We start from the raw sequence: 19,253 nt of genomic DNA, 5'->3' as shown, positions 1-19,253 counted from the left end.
GAAGAAATGAAAAATCAAGATAATCAGACGATGGAAATTGATGTTCTATCATTAGTTAAAAGTCTATGGAGACGAAAATTTCTCATCGTTGTGACAGCTTTTGTGATGGCTATCATTACTTTAGGATATAATACCTTTATTATAAAGCCTAATTATACAAGTTCTACAAGGATCTATGTAGTAAATCGACAGCCTAGTGATAATTCTACATTGACAAACCAAGATTTGCAGGCTGGATCGTACTTGGTTAAAGACTATAAGGAAATCATTTTATCACAGGATGTATTAGCCAAAGTAATCTCTGACTTAAAATTAAATATGCAGCCAAGTGCACTAGCTAAGAAGATTACAGTTACTGTTCCGACCGATACACGTATTGTCTCAATAGCCGTTTCAGATGGTGATGCAAAGGAAGCTGCGCGTGTTGCTAATAGCCTTCGCCAAGTAGCAGCTGAAAAGATTATAGCTGTTACAAAAGTAGCAGACGTGACGACATTAGAAGAAGCAGAAGTACCAAACTCTCCTTCTTCACCGAATATCAAACGCAATACCTTAATTGGTTTCTTAACTGGAGGAGCCTTGATTTCAATGGTTATTATTATCGTTGAAGTGTTGGATGATCGAGTGAAAAAGCCAGAAGATGTGGAAGAAGCGTTAGGAATTACTCTTCTTGGAGTTGTGCCGAATATGGATAAACTAAAATAGGAGGAAATGATGCCAAGATTAGAATTAGCTAAAAATAAAGAGAAAGCTCTCAAAAAGTCAGAAGAATATTACAACGCTTTAAGAACCAACATTCAGCTTAGTGGAGAAAATATTAAAGTTATTGCTGTTACTTCTGTACAGTCTGGTGAAGGGAAGTCAACAACTTCTACTAATCTAGCTATTGCTTTTGCACGATCAGGCTATAACACTTTGCTGATTGATGCAGATATTCGTAATTCAGTCATGTCGGGAGTTTTTAAAACACGTGACAAAATTACAGGTTTGACAGATTATTTAGCTGGTGCAGCTGATTTATCAAACGGTTTATGTGATACAAATGTTGAAAATTTATTTGTGATTGAAGCAGGGCAGATTTCGCCCAACCCAACTGCACTTCTTCAAAGTAAGAACTTTGGGATGATGATTGATATTTTACGAAATCATTATGATTATATTATCATCGATACTCCTCCTATTGGAATTGTGATTGATGCAGCCATCATTGCTCAAAAATGTGATGCTAGTGCGTTAGTGGTTGAATCAGGAAATGTAAAACGTAAAGCTTTACAAAAAGCTAAAGGGCAACTAGAGCAAACAGGCACTCCATTCTTGGGAGTTATTTTAAATAAGTATGATACACAGTTAGAAAAGTACGGTTCTTATGGTAATTATGGAGACTATGGGAACTATGGCAAGAAATAAAGTTCAGTAAATTTAGGAGTAGGGATGTTTGAAAATAGAAAAGAATTTCAAAAAATAGAGATTGTATTGACACAACTACTTTCTGTTGTCACTATTTCTACAATTATGAATTTAGTCTTGAATTCAAAACTAACAAGTAAAGACATCATCATACTAGTATTGCTGCATATCGTTGCTTTTTATATCAGTAATTATGGTTACTACTTTTTTAAACGCGGTTATTTGATTGAGTTTACAGAAACGATAAAATACAGTGCCTTATATACTGTTATGATTACTTTCTTTTCATTTATGTCAAAAGGTAGCTTTTTACTAATTCGGAAAGATCTTATTCTTTTTATTCTTTTAAATGCTGTTTGTATTTATTGTATCAATTTGTTGATTAAACAATATTATCTGCGAGTGCATCCGAGGCTAAAAAGTAGTAAGAAAGTACTAGTTATTACTGTTTCAAGCCGCTTGGATAGAATTTTGCAGAAGTTAACGCAAACTTGCTCATTTAATGATTGCATCGCTGCTGTCTCTGTATTTGATAATTCCTATTATCAGCATCCCACCTTTGATGTTGTTCCGAGAGAACATCTCATTGAATTTGCGACTCGTTCCGTTGTTGATGAAGTCTTTATTAGTTTGCCAAGTGATTACTATTCCATTGAGGATTTGGTTATTCAGTTTGAGAATATGGGAATCACAGTTAATGTGAATATTAACGCCTTAGATTTTCAAATTGGTGAGAAGAGGCTTCAAGAGATTGCTGGTTTTAGCGTAGTCACTTTCTCGACAAATTTCTACAATTATAGTCATATTGTTGCCAAACGAATTTTAGATATTATTGGCTCTTTCTTTGGACTTTTGCTTTGTGGTATTGCAGCGATTTTCTTAGTGCCAATGATTCGTAAAGATGGTGGACCAGCTATTTTTGTTCAGGAACGTGTTGGGAAAAACGGTCGGATCTTTAAATTTTACAAATTCCGCTCTATGTACATAGATGCCGAAGAACGTAAGAAAGAACTGATGGCACATAATACCATGAGTGGCGGGATGTTTAAAATGGATGATGATCCTCGGATTACTCCAATTGGGAAATTCATTCGAAAAACAAGCTTGGATGAATTACCACAATTTTATAATGTTCTTAAAGGAGATATGAGTCTTGTGGGAACGCGTCCACCAACCAAAGATGAATATGAGCACTATACTCCTGAACAAAAACGGCGGTTGAGTTTCAAGCCAGGTATCACTGGTCTGTGGCAAATTAGTGGTCGCAGCAGTATTACTGATTTTGACGAAGTTGTCAAATTAGATGTCGCTTATATTGACGGTTGGACCATTTGGTCAGACATCAAAATCTTACTCAAAACAATTAAAGTTGTGCTAATGAAAGACGGAGCGAAGTAGTCTTACTTCCTCTTCTCTATTTTTGATGAAAGAAAAATGATAAAAACAGTTTATATTATTGGTTCTAAAGGAATTCCGGCTAAATATGGTGGATTTGAAACCTTTGTAGAGAAATTAACAGAATTTCAAAACAGTAAAAATATTCAATATTATGTTGCTTGCATGAGGGAAAATTCAGCAAAGTCTGGCATTACAGAAGATTTTTTTGAGCATAATGGAGCAATTTGTTTCAATATTGATGTTCCAAACATTGGTCCAGCTCGCGCCATTTCCTATGATATTGCTGCTCTAAATAAGGCGATTGAAATAGCAAAAACAAACAGGGATGAAGCACCGATATTTTATATTTTAGCCTGCCGAATTGGTCCGTTTATTTCAAGTATAAAAAGAAAAATCAAAGCTCTTGGAGGAATTCTGATGGTTAATCCGGACGGGCACGAATGGCTACGAGCTAAGTGGAGCTTGCCTGTTCGTAAATATTGGAAATACTCTGAGCGATTGATGGTGAAACATGCAGATCTATTAATTTGTGATAGTAAAAATATTGAAAAATATATTCACAAAGACTATAATCGTTACCAACCTAAGACAACTTATATTGCGTATGGAACGGATATAACCAAATCGCAATTAACGTCTTTAGATGAAAAAGTTCGTTCTTGGTATGATAAAAAAAATGTTCGAGAGAATGAATATTATCTTGTAGTTGGACGTTTTGTCCCTGAAAATAATTACGAAGCCATGATTCGTGGTTTCATGAGGTCTTACTCCAAAAAAGATCTTGTTTTGATTACCAATGTTGAGCAGAATAAGTTTTATGAGAAGTTGCGTCAAGAGACGGGTTTTGATAAAGATTCGCGTATCAAGTTTGTCGGAACCGTTTATGATCAAGAATTACTCAAATATATTCGCGAACACGCCTTTGCTTATCTCCATGGTCATGAAGTAGGTGGCACTAATCCATCACTACTCGAAGCTCTTTCTTCCACTAAGTTAAATCTTTTGTTAGATGTTGGATTCAATCGTGAAGTAGGAGCAGATGGCGCGATTTATTGGGATAAAGAACAGTTGGCTCAGATTATTGAAGAAATAGAACTATTGGATGAAAAAGCTATTTCTGAATTGGATAAGAAATCTAGTGAGCGAATTGCTGCAGCTTTTACATGGCAGAAAATTGTGGCAGATTATGAGGAAATATTTAAAGGATAGAAAATGAAACGGATTTTGTATCTGCACGCTGGTGCAGAAATGTATGGTGCAGATAAGGTTCTTTTGGAACTTATCAAGGGTTTGGACTCAAAAGCTTTTGAAGCTCATGTTATCCTACCTAATGATGGTATTTTAGTAAAGGCTTTAAAGCAAGTAGGGGCAAAAGTGAATGTAATTGATTACCCTATTCTTCGTCGAAAGTATTTTAATCCCAAAGGGATATTTGAATATTTCACTTCTTACAATCACTACTCAAAAAAAATCGCTGACTATGCTAAAGAAAATAAAATTGATTTGATTCATAATAATACGACTGCAGTCTTAGAGGGCATTTATCTAAAACGCAAACTGAGGATTCCGCTTATTTGGCATGTGCATGAGATTATTGTTAAACCAAAAGCTATATCTGATTTTATTAATATACTGATGGGACGTTATGCGGATAAAGTGATTACAGTTTCAGAGGCTGTTGCAAATCACGTTAAAAAATCTTCTTTTATTAAAGAAGATCAAGTTCAGGTTATATATAATGGAGTAGATAATGCTATTTATCACCCTATGCAAGCAAAACCAATCCGAGAAAAGTTTAAAATCGCTGTTGATGCGACAGTTATAGGCATGGTTGGTCGTGTAAATGCTTGGAAGGGACAAAATGATTTTCTAGATGCAATAATTCCTATTCTTGAGAAAAATCCTAAAGCAGTTGCCTTTATGGCTGGCAGTGCCTTTGAAGGTGAAGAATGGCGAGTTAAAGAACTTGAGAAAAGAATTTCATCTCTAGCTGTATCCTCTCAAATCCAACGAATTGATTATTACAGTCATACGACTGAACTTTATAATATGTTTGATGTTTTTGTGTTACCTAGTACCAACCCAGACCCACTTCCAACTGTTGTCCTAGAAGCTATGGCTTGTGGTAAACCTATTGTTGGTTATCGCCATGGAGGCATTTGTGAGATGGTTGCTGAAGGAGAGAATGGTCTTTTGGTGACTCCGAATCAACCAGAGGAGTTGAGTAAAGCGATAACCACCCTAGCAAATGACTCAAAACTATGTCAACACTATGGTCATCAGTCAATGAAACGACAAAGAGAATGCCTCTCCTTAGATAGTTATATTAATAATTTTTCTTGTATATATGGTGAATTGTTGAAAGGGATTATATGAAGGACGAAAAACTAATTGCCGATAAATATAGATGGGGGAATAGGAAATTTTTATGGTATTTACCACAATATAGATTTCTATTTGTAAAAAGAAAGTGTGAGTTTCATAGGTCAAATTCCCGATTATTATTTTATCTCTATCGTTTCTTATATGAAAAATATAAAGTAAAATACATGATGGACATTCCAGCAAAAGTCAAAATAGGTAAATGATTAAGAATAGAACATATTGGGAATATTGTTATAAATCCTGAAGCGGTTATTGGAGAAAATGTTACTTTATTAAACGGAGTTCTAATCGGTTCTCAAAGTCGAGGTGATAGAAAAGGGACTCCTATTATCGGAAATTCTGTTTGGATTGGAACGAATGCTATTGTTGTTGGCAAAATTAATATTGGGAATAATGTACTAATAGCACCAGGCGCATTTGTTAACTTTGATGTGCCAGATGATAGCATAGTGTTAGGAAATCCTGGTAAAATAATACCGAATTCTAATGCTACCAAAGGATATATAATAAATTCAATAGATAAATGACTTCTAGAAATTGTGTGTTTGCTTATATAAGTATAAAGCATAGCCATCAGACTGTTATTGATGTAAACGATCTCATAATTTCTTGAATTTTTTATTGAGACTATTTGAATGATAATGAAAGCCTAGTTGCTAAATATCATTTTTATAGATGATCAGATTATGTTATAATAACATGCTTATTCTATTGAATAAATACAACATGTGAATCTCGATTGTATTTGCAAGGGAGGTAAAATATATGAGGATAGGCCTTAGTGTCATTATACCAGTATATAATGTTGAAAAATATTTAGAACGCTGTATTGAGAGTGTTCTAGTCCAAAATTACAATTCTTATGAAATCATACTTGTTGATGATGGAAGCACGGATTCTTCTCCCATTATTTGTGATAAATATGCTCAAAAATTTAAACATGTTTCAGTAGTTCATAAAAAAAATGGAGGTTTATCAGATGCACGTAATGTTGGAATTCAAAATGCTAAAGGTAAATATGTATTCTTTCTTGATTCAGATGATTGGATTGTGAAGGATATGTTTGCTAATGTAAGTAATGTTCTTGTGACGAATGAATACGATATTTTCCAATTTGGAATGCAGATGTTTAACACTGAACAAGATAAATTAAAAACTCGAATATCTAAAGAATCTCATTTTTCGGGCATAGAAGCATTTAAAAATATGCTAAAATCAAATGAGATTACGAGTTTTTCGACAGATAAATTATACAAGCGAGAATTATTTTTATTAAATAAGATTGAGTTTCCTAAAGGAGCTTATTATGAAGACTTGGGTACAATATATAAATTATTATTAGCTTCTGAAAAAATTTGTTCAAGCAATCAAATATATTATTGCTATTTCATGAGAAATGAAGCAGCAATCACAAAAAGCTGGTCATTGAATAAATTTAGTGATATGTACCACTTTTATAATGAAATTTTTAAAGCTGCATCTAAAATATTGACTGATAGCCTGATGCTTGTCAAAGCTTATTATAATAATGGCTTAGTTTATTTATTAATGAAATTATATGAAGAAGGGCAAGAAAACACAGATATTTATAGCACGATACTTAAGGAGTTGAGTAAAAATAAAATACCACCTAATTATTTATCCGGTTACTCAAATCATATGAAGTATATATTGTATCGAGTTAATTTTTTGAAAATAATTGCAAAACTAAAAGTGAAATTAGGCAAGAATAGGTAAGATGAATTCGAGAAAAACATTAATATTATTTGAACAGATTGAAACCTTTGAACAATTTTTGGCTCGTAATATTATACTGAAGAATGTAGAGGTATCAACACCTTATAAGGAAGTATCAAATATTGTTATGCACAATATTAGAGCAGTCTCTAAGCGTTTACCAGTAAATTTTGTTCATGAGTTGTGGCTGGAAAGATGGTCAAAGGCTCTATCAGAATATGATAACATCATTATATTTGATAACGCTATCACACCTAAGCTTTTGGAATATATAAAGAGTCATTTGACGACAGATACCAAACTAAAAATATGGTTATGGAATATTCCTAATGAACATATAGATTATCTCACTAAAAATTATGATGTCTATTGTTTTGATAAGACGTATTCTGAGAAATACCATCTAAAATTTATCGATCAGTTCTATATTTTAGATACTGTCCAAGAGCAAGAATCAGTTAATAATTCTCAGGTGGACTTTTATTTTGTAGGTGCGGATAAAGGACGATTGTCAAGAATTGAGACTTTAGCTAAAACGATTGAAGATAGTGGCTATAGTTACCATTTTGATGTTATGAGTGAGACATCAAAATCTCAATTTCAAGGAATTCATTTTTTAGATGAGTTTTTGACCTATAATGATGTTATTAAAAATATTCAAGCTTCAAATGTTATTGTAGAATTAAATAAGGATGGTCAAGACGGCTTAACTCTTCGATCTCTAGAATCAATTTTTTATAATAAAAAGCTAATAACGAATAATATAAATATTGTGAATTATGATTTTTATCATCCAAATAATATTTTAGTTTGGGATGAGAATGAAGACATTGATTTAAAAGATTTTATGGATAAGCCATACATACCACTAGAAGAAAAAATTATCAAGAAATATTCATTTAGTCAATGGTTAAAGAAAATCACGGAGTAGAAAATGAAATTAACATTCTGTTTACCAGAAATAAGCACATTTCCAACAGGTGGTTATAAGATTATTTTTGAATATGCAAATAGACTGAGTGATAGGGGGCATGATGTGTCTCTTGTCTTCTTAACCCATAACGTACTGAATCGTGTTACGAAGAATAAAAAAATAAAATCTATTGTAGGGAATCTACGTGGCAGAAATGAGCCGTCTTGGTTTAACTTGAGGTCAAATATTAAGAAAATAACAACACCTTATCTGGATGGAAGAGAGTTTCCAGAAGCGGATTTTATCTTTGCGACAGCGGTATCAACAGCTGAAATTGTAAAAAGTCTTCCTTTGAGGTATGGAAAAAAATGTTATTTTATCCAAGATTTTGAAACTTGGATTTTACCAGAGGATAAAGTTATTGAAAGTTATAATTATGGTTTTCTAAACTTTACAGTCTCTAACTGGCTAAATGATATTGTTAAGTCTCATACAGAAGATTCAGTATTTTGTTTACCTAATCCAATTGATACGGAAGTTTTTCGAATAATAAATCCTGTAGAGGAACGGAATCCATTTCACTTAGCTATGCTTTATCATGAGGGAGAGCATAAAGGAATTTCTTATGCTATTAAAGCCATTGATATTGTTAAAGATAAGTACCCAAATATCGGTGTTAATGTTTTCGGTGTTCCTGATAGACCGTCATTTTTGCCAGATTATTATCACTATACTCAAAAGGCAACGCAAGATCAACTACAGGAATTATATAATGACACCGCCATTTTTGTATGTGCAACAATTGACGAAGGGTTTGGGTTAACAGGAGCTGAGAGCATGGCTTGTGGATGTGCATTAGCTTCTACAAGTTACAGTGGAGTATTTGAATATGCTGTGAATGGAGAAAATGCTCTTCTGTCACCGGTTAAGGATAGTCAAGCTCTTGCGGATAATATTATCAAACTAATAAATGACTCTGCTCTTAGGTTTAGAATAGCTAAAGAAGGTGGTAAAAATATTCGTCAAAGATCCTGGGAAAAAGCAATTGATTATCTCGAATTAATACTAGAAAGGGCTTCTCAACTTTGAGTTGAAGGAGGAATGGTATGGTTAAGTTAAATAACTTAGTACAATATGTTTTTTATCTAGCTACATCTTTGGCGTTGCTTGCTAATACAAATATTACATTTTTAATTCATAATAGAAATCTCAATATAGTCTTTCTTGTGTTAATGTTTGTTGTATATGTTTACTATGCAAAATCAAGATTATTTACTAAGGATATGTTATTTTCAACTATATTTTTAGTGATTTACTTTGCTTTCTTCTTAGTTTTTCGAATTCAATTAACTATTAATTGGAGTCTAATTTTTTTCTTATTTTTTACACCTCTTATTAGTTCAAATGACATACATTTTGTCAGAAATCTATTAATCATAAAAATTGCATTAATTTCCATGGTCATCCTTGCTTGCTTGATGGGAATGATACCAGATACAGTGACATATAAGATAGGCGAAGAGGCCCATTCTCTAGGCTTCTTTCATCCCAATACTCTAGGTGTTACTGGATTATCCATTTTATATGACTTGTACATATTAAGTAAGACTAAAAGAACTATATTTTATGCTCTAATAACTGTGGTTGCAGTAGTAATACTATATCGTATTACTTATTCTAGAACATCTCTGATGATTATGCTTACTATTCTCATCATTTTTATCTTTAGAGATTGGTTATCTAAAAAAATAGTGTCTAGAGTCTGTTTTGTACTACTGACAATGTTAATTATCTTGGTAGGGTTATTTGATTCTGTATTTTATACTACTAGTAATCAAATTTATGTTTTTATAGATAAATTTTTGACAAATAGACTATACTTAGGTAATTTATACATCAATAGATATGGTTTTACTTTACTACCTAAGCAAACTCCAAATATTATTCCAGCTGGCTGGTGGAGCTCTGATCAATTGTTTAATGACAACACTTATTTAAAGTTTGCTTTAACACAGGGCACAATATTAACTGCAGTATTGATTTTATATATTTTATATAATGTTTTTTCAAAGAAGTATAACTTGTATCGGGCGTTATTGATGACAACAGCTTTTATTTACCTTATCATTGAAGCGCAAGATTTTAATGTCTTCTTATTCACTCCTTTGTTATTTAACTTGATGGCAGAGAGTGATGGTACTGGAAGTTTAGAATGAGATACAATGAGAAAGGATTGAATATGAAGACAATTAAAAATTATTTATATAGCTCCCTATACCAACTATTTTTAATCATTGTCCCTTTTGTAACCATTCCCTATGTATCTAGGGTTTTGGGAGCGGAACTTATTGGGATAAATTCCTATACAAATACCATTCTGAGCTATTTTGTTTTATTGGCAAATTTAGGAATTTTGATGTATGGAAATAGGACAGTAGCCTATTACAGAGATTCTATTGAACATCGTAGCAAAAAATTCTGGGAAATTATATCGCTAAAGTTAATTGTATCTGCTATTGTCTATTTTTTATTTCTTATTTTTGTATTCTTTTATCCCAATTATCGGTTGATTTTTATGATCCAATCTGTTCAAATCATTGCGACAGCTTTAGATATCTCATGGCTGTTTGATGGGATGGAAGATTTTAAGCGAACAGTAGTTAGAAATTTTCTTGTTAAACTAACTTCTGTTATACTTATTTTTACTTTTGTTCGATCAGCAGAAGATTTTGATAAGTATGTATGGATTACAGTAGGAGCTACTTTGATAGGAAATTTGACTTTATGGACTTACTTACACCATTATGTTGTTCGTATCCCTATAAAAGGATTAAAATTAAAGGAACATTTTAATCCAATCATAAGTTTATTTATTCCACAAATAGCTTCGACGATTTTTGTATCTATTAACAAGATCATGTTGGGTAACTTGTCCACAATGTCACAAACGGGGTATTTTGAAAATGCAGATAAAGTTATAAGAGTTCTTTTAGCCTTAGTGGCGTCAGTTGGAGTTGTTATTTTTCCTAAAGTAGCAAATGCTTATAAAAACAATGACAAAGAGCGAGTTTTGAAACTGACTTATTTGACTTTTGATGCAGTAAATATTATTGCTATTCCAATGGTAGTAGGTATTATTTCTATTAGTACAATATTTTCTACAATCTTTTTTGGGACAGAATTTGCTGGAATAGATACAGTTCTATCTATTTTAGTATTGGAGCTAATCTTCATGGGATACTCATCTGTCTTGGGGAGTCAATATTTAATTGCAACAGGCCAGTCTAGATATTTAAGTATCGCTGTCCTTGGAGGAATAGTTTCTACAGCAGTAGCTTCAATCTTACTGATTCCAATTTACGGAGCGGTAGGTGGCGCTATCTCATCTGTTATTGGGGAAGCTTCTATCATGATTGTTGAAATTTGGTTATTGAGGCAACAAATTAACTTATTAGAATTGTGTAAGGACATACAAAAATATTTTATAGCAAGTTTTATGATGTATGTCGCTATTGTATTAATTAGTAAATTTTCTTTATCAATTTATCTTGCATTGATATCTCGTATTGTAGGGGGGGGAGTAACATACGTAGTTGGTTTATTATTATTAAAGCCACGTTTAATTAAAACACTAATATCTAACTACCTGAATTAATCTCTTATTTTTTATTTAGATGAGAGAAATGAAATTTCTCCCATCTCTCTGTAATATTTAAAACGGATAACAGCCAGCATAGGCAGTTGTTTCCAAAAGTTATAATTGATGGTATCATCAAAATAATTAAGTAGGATACAAACCAGATTTCCGTGTGAGCTAATGATAATGTGTTCGTTTTGATGCAGTTTTTCTAAGTCTTGTAGAAAAGAAAGGGCTCGTTTTTGAGCTGTGAGATTGGATTCACCGCCCGGTAGAGAAATAGCAGGATTTTTCCAAAGTTGTTTCAGAGTAGCTTCAAATGCTTGGTCGGAAATACTTTGACTGCTTAATTTTCGTTCAATCAGGCGTTTGTCCAGCTGAATAGAAAGTCCCAATGTTTGAGCCAAAGGCTCAACGGTTTCAATTGCCCGCTTGTAGGGGCTGGAATAAATAGCAGAAATAGGTTTGCTTTCTAACATGTTTAATTGCGAAAGAGAAGCTTGTCCTTTTTGTGATAAAGGACGATTCCATTCGTCGGGGCTATAAATTGAATGTGCATGGCGGATTAAGTAATATATGTTTTTCATAAATAATATTGTATCAAAAAAGAAATGTTGTTGATAGTTCATCATTTTTTTAACATAATGAAATAATAACTCCTATTTAAGAAAAATTTTAACTTTTCCTTACGGATGGTTAATAGGGGCTTGGTATACTTTAGTCAACCATTAAAAATAAATTAAAGGAGTAATAATATGGTTGCCAAAAATCATCGTCCAAATCATGAAAGATATACCAAATGGTCTATTCGCCGCCTGAGTGTGGGTGTAGCTTCGGTTGTTGTGACAAGCGGATTCTTTATTCTCATTAGTAATCCTGTAAATGCACAAGTTGGTTCGCAAAACAAGGTGGTGACAACAACCCCTTCAAATAGTTCGACAGATTTGCAAAAGCCGATAGTAGATGCTAATACAAAGCAAACTGAAAAAGCAACGCCAGATACAACGAAGCCTTCACAAGAATTAGCTGGAAAAACAAATCAAGCACCAGATAAGAACGTTCAAGAAAAGCAAGAAGTTACAAAAGAAAACAAAGTTGGCAAAACGATTGCAGAGGCTGCTAAGGAAATTCAAAAAGCAACTGAAAAAGTAGTAAAAGAAGCTACTTCAAAGGAAGAGAAGGATTCTTCATTGGATCAAGCGAAAAAATCAGTTTTAGATAATATTAAAAGTGATATCAATGTTCCTGCCTCTTACCTTGATAATGCTACTTATCCAGGACCTTTTACAGCAGGTGTGAACCAAGTAATTCCGTATGAACTTTTTGGTGGAGATGGGATGTTAACACGTCTTCTACTCAAATCCTCAAATGGAGCACCATGGTCAGATAATGGCACAGCAAATCATGCAGGCTTGCCTCCTTTTGCTAACATTCCGAAGGGTAAGTATTTTTATCAGGTATCACTTGGAGGAAATGCAGCAGGCAAGCAAAATAAAGAATTGTTGGATCAATTGAAAGCGAACGATACACAAAGTTACACCGCTACCGTAACAGTTTATGGTTCAAAAGATGGTAAAGTTGACTTGAGCAATGTAATTGCGACTCGTCAAGTGACGATTAACCTTAATAGTTTGAAATCTAAAGCAGATCCTTCATTAGAACAAGCGAAGAAATCTATTTCAGAAAATATTAAAGAAAGTACGGATGTCCCAGCGTCCTTCTTACAAAATGCGAACCATCCTGGTCCATTTACAGCTGGTGTGAATGAAGTGATTCCGTATGAACTTTTTGGTGGAGATGGGATGCTAACGCGTCTTCTACTCAAATCATCAAATGGAGCGCCATGGTCAGATAATGGCACAGCAAATCATGCAGGCTTGCTTCCGTTTGCAGGCATTCCAAAGGGCAAATATTTCTACCAAGTTTCATTGGACGGTAATGCAGCAGGCAAACAAGGTAGGGCACTTTTAGACCAACTGAAGGCCAACGGCACTCATACTTACACTGCGACTGTTAAGGTTTACGGTGCAACCAAAGATGGCAAGGCTGATTTGAACAATGTGATTGCGACTCGTCAAGTAAAATTGAACTTAAATGGCACAACAACAGCGGACCAAATTAAGAAATCCGTCTTAGAAAACATTAAAGAAAGTACAGATGTTCCAGCGTCCTTCTTACAGAATGCGAACCATCCTGGACCATTTACAGCTGGTGTGAATGAAGTGATTCCGTATGAACTCTTTGGTGGAGATGGCATGTTGACTCGTCTTCTGCTCAAATCATCAAACGGAGCACCATGGTCAGATAATGGCACAGCTAAGCATCCAGGTCTATTGCCACTGGCGGGCTTAGGCAAAGGCCAATATTTCTACCAAGTTTCATTGGACGGTAATGCAGCGGGCAAACAAGGCAAAGCACTTTTAGATCAACTAAAAGCCAACGGAACTCATACTTATACTGCAACTGTTAAAGTTTACGGTGCAAAAGATGGCAAGGCTGATTTGAACAATGTAATTGCGACTCGTCAAGTAAAATTGAACTTAAATGGCACAACAACAGCAGATCAAATCAAGAAATCTGTTTTAGAAAATATCAAAGATAAGATTGATGTTCCAGCAAGCTACTTGAAAAATGCAGTCTTTCCTGGACCATTTACAGCCGGTGTCAATCAAGTGATTCCGTATGAACTCTTTGGTGGTGATGGCATGTTGACTCGTCTTCTGCTCAAATCATCAAACGGAGCACCATGGTCAGATAATGGCACAGCTAAGCATCCAGGTCTATTGCCACTGGCGGGCTTAGGCAAAGGCCAATATTTCTACCAAGTTTCATTGGACGGTAATGCTGCAGGTAAACAAGACAAAACTCTGTTAGAACAGTTAAAAGCCAATGGAACACATTCGTATAAAGCAACTGTTACAGTCTATGGTGCAAAAGATGGCAAAGCTGACTTAAGCAATGTCATTGCAACCAAATCTGTTACAATTAACCTAAAAGGTGAAAAGAAAGCAGAAGCTAAGCCAGAAAAATCACAACCAGGTCAAAATGGTCAAACACAAGACCAGGGCAAAAAAGCAGAACATGATGGAAACGAGCATTCAAATAAAGGCGGAACACCTTCTGCGACATCTTCAAAAGGTGGACAAGCTAGGGCAAGTAAAAAATCGCTTCCTAATACAGGTCAAAAATCTTCTCTTGGTTTGACAGTTCTAGGGCTTCTTGGATTAAGCTTAGCAGCTATTCTAGCACTTGTCGGAATGAAACGCAGAGAAAAGAAATAAGCCTCGCACTTTGTGAGCGATAATGCTTGAATCAAGTATAGGAATAGTGTTATACTTTTTCATGGTATAACACTATTTTTCACAGTAGAGGTAAGGATATGACAAAGAGAATTTTGTTAGTAGATGATGAAGTAGAGATTACCGAGATTAACAAGCGTTATTTAACACAGGCAGGTTATGAAGTCAATGTGGCGCATGATGGACAAGAAGCTTTAGAGTTGTTTCAGAAATATTCAATTGATTTGATAATTACAGATATTATGATGCCTAATATGGATGGCTATGATCTGATTGGGGAAATACAATATCTTGCTCCAGACCAGCCTTTCCTTTTTATCACGGCCAAAACATCTGAGCCAGATAAGATTTATTCTCTCAGTATGGGTGCGGATGATTTTATTACCAAGCCTTTTAGTCCGCGGGAATTGGTTTTACGAGTCAATAATATCCTACGTCGCATTCACCGTAGTGCGGGAGCAGATGAAAAACTCCAACTAGGAGATTTAGAGATAAATTATGAAACACGCAAAGTGACAGTTCACGGACAACCATTGATAATGACCCTTAAATCGTTTGAACTACTATGGATTCTTGCTAGTAATCCTCAGCGTGTATTTTCAAAGACAGAATTATACGAAAAAGTTTGGCGAGAAGATTTTGTGGATGACACCAATACGCTAAACGTACACATTCATGCTCTGCGGCAGGATTTAGCTAAGTTCAGTACTGAAAAAACGCCCACGATTAAGACCGTCTGGGGCTTAGGGTATAAGATAGAGGTTTAAAATGAAATTAAAACACTTTATTATTGTTGGATACCTCATTTCCACAACGATCACGGTTGTTGCAATCATCTGGTCTGTCAACACCATGCTGATTTCAAAAAGTGATATTTATTTTATTATTGGTATTAGCATTCTGGCTAGTATTACAGGGGCATTGGTTAGCCTTTTGCTGTTGAGCCGTGTCTTTCTCTCTTTGGATAAATTAAAACAGCTCATAAAAGGAATTTCTGACAAGAAGTTTGCAACAGTAAATGATATAAAAAATCCAACTGAATTTAAAGAGCTGGCAGATGCCTTTAATAATATGTCAAGAAACTTGCAAAGTACCTTTACTTCGTTGGAAGAAAGTGAGAAGGAAAAGGGTTTGATGATTGCACAACTATCGCATGATATCAAGACTCCTTTAACTTCCATTCAGGCAAGCGTGGAAGGAATGCTAGACGGTGTGATTGCAGCAGATGAGCAGCGACATTATCTAAAAACTATCAGTCGCCAGACTGATCGCTTGAATAAACTAGTGGAAGAATTGAGTTTCATTACCCTGAATACAATGAATCAGCCAAATGCGCCGCTTGAAAAAGAAGAGATTTTTCTGGATAAGCTACTGATTGATATTATGTCAGAATTTCAGTTGGCCATTGATAAAGAGGAGAGAGATATTCAAATTTCTGTACAGCCAGCATCGGCAAAGATCATTAGCAACTATGACAAGTTATCACGAATTATTCTCAATCTTGTCAGCAATGCCTTTAAGTATTCAGAGGCAGGAACAAAGTTAAGTATTGATGCAGTTGTCGAAAGTCAGCGTTTGGCTGTCAGTGTTACGGATGAAGGACAGGGCATCAAACCAGAAGATTTAGACAAGATTTTCAGGCGCCTTTATCGAGTGGAAAGCTCGCGCAATATGAAAACAGGCGGGCACGGTCTAGGGCTCTATATTGCACGTGAATTGGCACGCCAATTGGGTGGTGATATTTTCGTGCAAAGTGAGTATGGACAGGGTAGTAGTTTTTCGCTTGTATTAGATTTATAAAATGAAAGTGAGATAGACTAGAAAAATGAACATTTCCGGTTTATCTCACTCTTTGTTTTTATTAGTTTGTTTGTTGCTCAGCTAGAATGACTTCAAAGAGAAGATTTCCAACTAAATTGAACATTAAACGCGAACGCAATTTTTCGCGTTTTTTTGGTGCATCATAGACAAAAATCATGTGATCGCTGATTTTAGCGAGAAGATGGTTTCCTAAAGTGGTGATTGTAAGAACAGTTGCCCCTTGTTCTTTTGCCTGTAAGATACTGTGGTTGACGTCTTTATTGCTGCCACCGAGTGAAAAGACGATAATCACATCTTTTGGCGTAGCAATGTCTTTAATCCGGTCAATGCTGTATTGCTCAAAGTAATCATTGGACCAAATATTGATAAGTTTGAGTTTTCGGTTAAAATCGCTCATAGGCATGTAACTAGATCCTACTCCGATGCAGAAGATCCTTCTAGCTGAAAGAATTTTAGCTGCAAAAATCTGAAAATCTTGTTCAGACAAGATGGATACGGTGTGTTCAAATTCGACTTGTACCTGTTCTTTTAATTGCTCAAAAGAAGTTCGTTCAGACTTGGCTTGCTCTTTTTTTAGTTCTTTTGATAAGCGTAAATCATAGCGTAATTCATTATAAGTTTGATAGCCTAATTTTTTACAAGCACGAATGACAGTGGAAGAGGAAATAAAAAGTTCGTTTGCAATGGTCTTTAATGTGATTGTCTCTACTTCTTTCTGACGCATGAGGTAGTCAATGACTTCCTGCTCATTTACAGACAATCGATCATAGTGTTGTTTTAAATTTTTTAGAAACATAAAGCCTCTTTTCTAAAACCTTGTTTTTAGAAAAACGTTTTCTACTTAGTAAAATTTTACCGAAATAGTCAAAATTATGCAAGATAGAAACTTCTTTCTAAAAAAACGTTTTCGCGTTTATTTTTGTTAAAATGAAAACAGAAAAATACAAGGAGCAAAAAAAATGAAAGAGAAGAATAAATTTATCTCTGCCTTTGAGCAATTTGGACGCTCATTCTTACTCCCTGTTTCGGTACTGCCCGGTGCAGGGATTATTCAAGGTATTGGTACAGCTTTTACCAATGAAAACACACTCAAGATGTTCCCATTTTTGAACAATGCAGTTTTTCAATTTGTCATGAAATTTTTCATTGCGCTTGGTGGTACAGCTTTTAGCAACTTACCTGTTATTTTTGCAGTCGGAGTTTCAGTTGGTCTTGCAAAACGGGAAAAAGGGTCGGCAGCTTTATCTGGTTTGTTAGGTTTTCTTGTTTTGCACAATGTTTTGAATTTCTTGTTGAAAATCAGTGGAAGGCTAGTCAATACTACTAACTTATCAAGCGGTGCAGCTAAGCTAGCTTTATCAAATGCCATGCAGACAAAGGTTCTAGGAATTCAAACCATGGACCTCAGTGTGTTTGGAGGGATTATCGTTGGGGTTTCTGTTTACTTCATTCACAAATGGGCTGTGAAACAAGAATTGCCAACCATGATTGGTTTCTTCAGTGGACCTCGTTTCGTACCAATTGTCACTATGGTGGCGATGTCCTTTGTAGCCGTTGCAATCTTCTTTATTTGGCCGACTATTCAAGCAGGCATTAGCGCAGTGTCTATCCTCGTTTTGAAGTCAGGCCCGATTGGCACTTTCTTATATGGATTGATTGAGCGGGCTCTCTTGCCGTTTGGTTTGCACCATGGTCTCAACTGGCCGGTCCGTACGACAGAGCTTGGTGGCTCATGGACAATTGGTGGGAACCATGTCGTCGGTACGGTTAATGCCTACCTTGCTTCTTTAGCGGATTCTTCGATCAAGTCTATTGACCCATCAATCACACGTTTCAATGGCGGTAAATTTGTTTACTTCATGTTCGGTCTTTCTGGTGCTGCTTATGCTATGTACAAGACAGCTTCTCCAGAAAAACGTAAAGTAGCAGGTTCCCTTCTCTTTGCAGCAGCCGGAACTTCATTCTTGACTGGTATTACAGAGCCAATCGAATTTACTTTCCTTTTTGTGGCACCAATGCTTTACGCTGTGCACGCTGTTTTGGCAGGTTCTGCTTTGTTTGTTATGCACATGCTGGGTGCTGGTGTAGCAACTCCTACTGGACATGGTTTCATTAACCTTGTAATCTACGGTGTGTTGCAAGGACCTAAAACGCACTGGTGGCTCGTTTTCTTAGTAGGTATCCCTTATTTCTTCCTTTATTACTATGTCTTTAAATTTATGATTTTGAAATTCAACTTTAAGACTCCAGGTCGAGAAGATACGGATGAAGTCAAGTTGGCAAGTAAGCAAGAAGCGCGTGGTAAATATGGTTTGAAGATTCAAAATGTCGGTCAAGCAGCTCCGCAAGATACAGCACCTACTCCAGAAAAATCTGAAGGGAAAGAACTTAGCAAGCAAGAAAAAACGCACCAACAGGCTCTCGGTTTGATTGCAGCCCACGGTGGTCCGGAAAATATTGTTGATGTCAATGCTTGTATCACTCGTTTGCGGATTGATGTCAAGGACAAATCATTAGTGGATAAAGATACGATTGTCAACCAATATGAAGCGCTTGGTTTTGCTGAAAATGGCATGCAAATGCAATCTATCTATGGCGCTTATGCCAATGTTCTCAAAATGGAAATCCAAGACATTCTAGGTTTAGAGGAATAGCC

The 19,253-nt window shown here is 35.2% G+C and carries 17 protein-coding genes; 15 read left to right on the top strand and 2 right to left on the bottom strand.

Annotated elements, in window-relative coordinates; translation table 11 throughout:
• The first annotated feature begins 6 nt into the window (after window positions 1-6).
• The 11 genes from H8787_RS09195 (at window position 7) to H8787_RS09145 (ending at window position 11,495) form a co-directional block, all read left to right on the top strand.
• Window positions 7-705: a Wzz/FepE/Etk N-terminal domain-containing protein gene (locus H8787_RS09195; RefSeq protein WP_006270511.1), complete on the top strand. Its 699-nt coding sequence runs from the start codon at window positions 7-9 to the stop codon at window positions 703-705.
• Window positions 706-714: 9 nt separating this feature from the next.
• Window positions 715-1,407, top strand: a complete 693-nt coding sequence (locus H8787_RS09190) for a tyrosine-protein kinase (RefSeq protein WP_070484749.1) — start codon at window positions 715-717, stop codon at window positions 1,405-1,407.
• 24 nt (window positions 1,408-1,431) lie between these two features.
• Entirely contained in the window at window positions 1,432-2,805 is a 1,374-nt protein-coding gene (locus tag H8787_RS09185) for a sugar transferase (protein WP_134971929.1), read from the top strand.
• 36 nt (window positions 2,806-2,841) lie between these two features.
• Complete coding sequence (gene cps2T / locus H8787_RS09180; protein ID WP_187327908.1) at window positions 2,842-4,014, top strand: beta 1-4 rhamnosyltransferase Cps2T; 1,173 nt, start codon at window positions 2,842-2,844, stop codon at window positions 4,012-4,014.
• 3 nt (window positions 4,015-4,017) lie between these two features.
• Window positions 4,018-5,181, top strand: coding sequence for a glycosyltransferase family 4 protein (locus H8787_RS09175; protein WP_049480892.1), 1,164 nt, complete (start codon window positions 4,018-4,020; stop codon window positions 5,179-5,181).
• 218 nt (window positions 5,182-5,399) lie between these two features.
• Window positions 5,400-5,717, top strand: a complete 318-nt coding sequence (locus H8787_RS10305; RefSeq protein ID WP_410468308.1) for a serine O-acetyltransferase — start codon at window positions 5,400-5,402, stop codon at window positions 5,715-5,717.
• Between the two features lie 238 nt (window positions 5,718-5,955).
• Window positions 5,956-6,927 carry a glycosyltransferase family 2 protein gene (locus H8787_RS09165; protein ID WP_187327907.1) on the top strand — a complete coding sequence of 324 codons (972 nt, stop codon included), beginning with the start codon at window positions 5,956-5,958 and terminating at the stop codon, window positions 6,925-6,927.
• A gap of 1 nt (window position 6,928) precedes the next feature.
• Window positions 6,929-7,858: a glycosyltransferase gene (locus tag H8787_RS09160; RefSeq protein ID WP_187327906.1), complete on the top strand. Its 930-nt coding sequence runs from the start codon at window positions 6,929-6,931 to the stop codon at window positions 7,856-7,858.
• Window positions 7,859-7,861: 3 nt separating this feature from the next.
• Complete coding sequence (locus tag H8787_RS09155; RefSeq protein WP_049480900.1) at window positions 7,862-8,929, top strand: glycosyltransferase family 4 protein; 1,068 nt, start codon at window positions 7,862-7,864, stop codon at window positions 8,927-8,929.
• 17 nt (window positions 8,930-8,946) lie between these two features.
• Window positions 8,947-10,056 carry a hypothetical protein gene (locus H8787_RS09150; protein WP_187327905.1) on the top strand — a complete coding sequence of 370 codons (1,110 nt, stop codon included), beginning with the start codon at window positions 8,947-8,949 and terminating at the stop codon, window positions 10,054-10,056.
• Between the two features lie 23 nt (window positions 10,057-10,079).
• Entirely contained in the window at window positions 10,080-11,495 is a 1,416-nt protein-coding gene (locus tag H8787_RS09145; protein ID WP_187327904.1) for a flippase, read from the top strand.
• 11 nt (window positions 11,496-11,506) lie between these two features.
• Here the strand turns inward: H8787_RS09145 and H8787_RS09140 are convergent, their stop codons facing one another.
• On the bottom strand, window positions 11,507-12,064 hold the full coding sequence (locus tag H8787_RS09140; protein WP_187327903.1) for a histidine phosphatase family protein: 558 nt from the start codon (window positions 12,062-12,064) through the stop codon (window positions 11,507-11,509).
• A 168-nt stretch (window positions 12,065-12,232) separates the two neighbouring features.
• Here H8787_RS09140 and H8787_RS09135 point away from each other — a divergent pair, with 168 nt between their 5' ends.
• The 3 genes from H8787_RS09135 to H8787_RS09125 all read left to right on the top strand — a co-directional run bounded on the left by H8787_RS09135 (window position 12,233) and on the right by H8787_RS09125 (window position 16,576).
• Window positions 12,233-14,758 (top strand): SSURE domain-containing protein, encoded by a 2,526-nt coding sequence (locus tag H8787_RS09135; RefSeq protein ID WP_187327902.1) that lies wholly within the window; start codon window positions 12,233-12,235, stop codon window positions 14,756-14,758.
• Window positions 14,759-14,856: 98 nt separating this feature from the next.
• Complete coding sequence (locus H8787_RS09130) at window positions 14,857-15,543, top strand: response regulator transcription factor (RefSeq protein ID WP_187327901.1); 687 nt, start codon at window positions 14,857-14,859, stop codon at window positions 15,541-15,543.
• 1 nt (window position 15,544) lies between these two features.
• A complete protein-coding gene (locus H8787_RS09125; protein WP_006269168.1) occupies window positions 15,545-16,576 on the top strand; it encodes a sensor histidine kinase in 1,032 nt (343 codons plus the stop codon).
• A gap of 61 nt (window positions 16,577-16,637) precedes the next feature.
• On the opposite strand, the gene H8787_RS09120 is transcribed toward H8787_RS09125, so the two are convergent.
• Window positions 16,638-17,393 carry a MurR/RpiR family transcriptional regulator gene (locus H8787_RS09120; RefSeq protein WP_003034801.1) on the bottom strand — a complete coding sequence of 252 codons (756 nt, stop codon included), beginning with the start codon at window positions 17,391-17,393 and terminating at the stop codon, window positions 16,638-16,640.
• 163 nt (window positions 17,394-17,556) lie between these two features.
• On the opposite strand from H8787_RS09120, the gene H8787_RS09115 reads away from it, so the two are divergent.
• Window positions 17,557-19,251: a PTS transporter subunit EIIC gene (locus H8787_RS09115; protein ID WP_187327900.1), complete on the top strand. Its 1,695-nt coding sequence runs from the start codon at window positions 17,557-17,559 to the stop codon at window positions 19,249-19,251.
• Window positions 19,252-19,253 lie beyond the last annotated feature (2 nt).

It is taken from the genome of Streptococcus sp. NSJ-72, from assembly GCF_014334035.1.
GTDB lineage: Bacteria > Bacillota > Bacilli > Lactobacillales > Streptococcaceae > Streptococcus > Streptococcus constellatus.
This window is presented reverse-complemented; position numbering and strand designations above follow the sequence as displayed.

Bases quoted from the DNA above. Each gene is read 5' to 3' on its own strand.
- H8787_RS09115 (WP_187327900.1), top strand. From the start codon at position 17,557: ATGAAAGAGAAGAATAAATTTATCTCTGCCTTTGAGCAATTTGGACGC.
- cps2T (WP_187327908.1), top strand. From the start codon at position 2,842: ATGATAAAAACAGTTTATATTATTGGTTCTAAAGGAATTCCGGCTAAA.
- H8787_RS09150 (WP_187327905.1), top strand. From the start codon at position 8,947: ATGGTTAAGTTAAATAACTTAGTACAATATGTTTTTTATCTAGCTACA.
- H8787_RS09190 (WP_070484749.1), top strand. From the start codon at position 715: ATGCCAAGATTAGAATTAGCTAAAAATAAAGAGAAAGCTCTCAAAAAG.
- H8787_RS09120 (WP_003034801.1), bottom strand. From the start codon at position 17,393: ATGTTTCTAAAAAATTTAAAACAACACTATGATCGATTGTCTGTAAAT.
- H8787_RS09195 (WP_006270511.1), top strand. From the start codon at position 7: ATGAAAAATCAAGATAATCAGACGATGGAAATTGATGTTCTATCATTA.
- H8787_RS09135 (WP_187327902.1), top strand. From the start codon at position 12,233: ATGGTTGCCAAAAATCATCGTCCAAATCATGAAAGATATACCAAATGG.
- H8787_RS09145 (WP_187327904.1), top strand. From the start codon at position 10,080: ATGAAGACAATTAAAAATTATTTATATAGCTCCCTATACCAACTATTT.
- H8787_RS09165 (WP_187327907.1), top strand. From the start codon at position 5,956: ATGAGGATAGGCCTTAGTGTCATTATACCAGTATATAATGTTGAAAAA.
- H8787_RS09160 (WP_187327906.1), top strand. From the start codon at position 6,929: ATGAATTCGAGAAAAACATTAATATTATTTGAACAGATTGAAACCTTT.
- H8787_RS09175 (WP_049480892.1), top strand. From the start codon at position 4,018: ATGAAACGGATTTTGTATCTGCACGCTGGTGCAGAAATGTATGGTGCA.
- H8787_RS09125 (WP_006269168.1), top strand. From the start codon at position 15,545: ATGAAATTAAAACACTTTATTATTGTTGGATACCTCATTTCCACAACG.
- H8787_RS09185 (WP_134971929.1), top strand. From the start codon at position 1,432: ATGTTTGAAAATAGAAAAGAATTTCAAAAAATAGAGATTGTATTGACA.
- H8787_RS09155 (WP_049480900.1), top strand. From the start codon at position 7,862: ATGAAATTAACATTCTGTTTACCAGAAATAAGCACATTTCCAACAGGT.
- H8787_RS09140 (WP_187327903.1), bottom strand. From the start codon at position 12,064: ATGAAAAACATATATTACTTAATCCGCCATGCACATTCAATTTATAGC.
- H8787_RS09130 (WP_187327901.1), top strand. From the start codon at position 14,857: ATGACAAAGAGAATTTTGTTAGTAGATGATGAAGTAGAGATTACCGAG.